Genomic DNA, 1,572 nt, shown 5'->3' with positions numbered 1-1,572 from the left:
GAAGGCGGCGTCGTCGGCCGAACCCTGCTTGACGGTGCGCTCGATGCCGTCGTCGGCAACAGCCGCGGTCTCGCCGCCGAAGCCACCCAAAATGACCGAGATGAAGGAGCGGTTCATGCCCTTGCACATGATGTAGCTGAGGATCGCACCCGACGAGCCAACCAGCGCGCCGGTGATGATCAAAGCGAGGTTGCCAAGCGTGAAGCCGAGTGCGGCCGCCGCCCAACCCGAATAGGAGTTGAGCATCGACACCACCACCGGCATGTCGGCGCCACCGATCGGCACGATCAAAAGCACGCCGAGCACCAAAGACACGGCGACGATCAGCCAGAACACCGTCGTCGACTGGGTCGTCACCAGCATGACGATGAGCACGACAAGGGCGATGGCCAATGCCGCGTTGATGAAGTGGCGGCCGGGCAGCATGATCGGCTTGCCCGACATGCGGCCATCGAGCTTCAAAAAGGCGATGACCGAGCCGGTAAACGTGATGGCGCCGATGGCGACACCCAGGCTCATCTCGACAAGTGCCTGGCCGTGGATGGCGCCGACGCTGCCGATGCCAAAACTTTCCGGCGCATAGACAGCCGCTGCAGCGACCATCACGGCGGCCATGCCAACGAGGCTGTGGAAGGCTGCGACAAGCTGCGGCATCGAGGTCATGGCGATGCGCCGTGCGGTGACAGCACCGATGCCGCCGCCAATGGCAAGGCCAAGCACGATCAGGCCGAGGCCGGTGGCCGAGGGCTTGGCCAGCGCCAGCGTGGTCAAGATGGCAATGCCCATGCCGATCATGCCGTAGGTGTTGCCCTGCCGCGAGGTGGTCGGATGCGACAGGCCACGCAGCGCCAAGATGAACAGGATGCCGGAGACGAGGTAGAGGAAGGAAGCGAGGTTCAAGGTCACGTCACTTGTCCTTCTTCTTGTACATCGCCAGCATGCGCTGGGTGACGAGGAAGCCGCCGAAGATGTTGACCGAGGCCAGCACCAGGGCAATGAAGCCAAAGCCGGTGGCAAGGCCCGAAGCGGCAATGCCGACGGCCAAAAGTGCGCCGACCACGATCACCGAGGAGATCGCGTTGGTCACCGCCATCAACGGCGTGTGCAGCGCCGGCGTCACTTGCCAGACGACGTAATAGCCAACGAAGATCGCCAAAACGAAGATGGCGAAGCGGAAGACGAACGGGTCGATCGCTCCACCCGACAGTGCGTGCGCTGCACCACCGGCGGCCTCGGCCGCATTCTGGGCGGTGGCGAGATCCTGGACGCCGAGCCGGACGGCGGCAACCGCCTGGTCGAGCTGGTCGAGGGCTTTTTGAAGACCTTCCATCACGCGTCTCCCTTGGACTTCTTGGCAGCAGACTTCTTGGCCGCTGCGGGTTTGTCAGCCTTGGCGGCGGGCTTCTTCGCCACCGCCTTGGCGGGTGCGCTGCCGTCGCTTGCCGGATCGTCGCCGCGGTTTTGGCCCGCAACGATCGGCTTGGGTTTTGCCGCCGCTGAAGCTGCTGCCGCGCCGGCGAAATTCGGGTGAACCACGCGGCCGGCATCGGTCAGCATCGTTGCCTTGACCAG

General features: G+C 64.4%; 2 protein-coding genes and 1 pseudogene. All 3 read right to left on the bottom strand.

Annotation, left to right across the window (positions count from 1 at the left end; genetic code table 11):
• On the bottom strand, nt 1-906 hold a 906-nt coding region (locus AC1RTB_RS26450; RefSeq protein WP_492882237.1), incomplete at its 3' end, for an NAD(P)(+) transhydrogenase (Re/Si-specific) subunit beta.
• Between the two features lies 1 nt (nt 907).
• On the bottom strand, nt 908-1,330 hold the full coding sequence (locus AC1RTB_RS26445; protein ID WP_492882236.1) for an NAD(P) transhydrogenase subunit alpha part 2: 423 nt from the start codon (nt 1,328-1,330) through the stop codon (nt 908-910).
• A pseudogene (locus AC1RTB_RS26440) lies at nt 1,330-1,572 on the bottom strand (Re/Si-specific NAD(P)(+) transhydrogenase subunit alpha); the annotation flags it as partial. The pseudogene AC1RTB_RS26440 and the gene AC1RTB_RS26445, both read right to left, overlap by 1 nt.

This window comes from Aminobacter sp. GW821-FHT11F06 (assembly GCF_058808215.1).
Note: the sequence above shows the minus strand (reverse complement) of the source record. Positions and strands in the feature narration are given on the sequence as shown.

What these genes read in the sequence shown, in the direction of transcription:
- AC1RTB_RS26445 (WP_492882236.1), bottom strand. Translation starts at nt 1,330, where the DNA reads ATGGAAGGTCTTCAAAAAGCCCTCGACCAGCTCGACCAGGCGGTTGCC.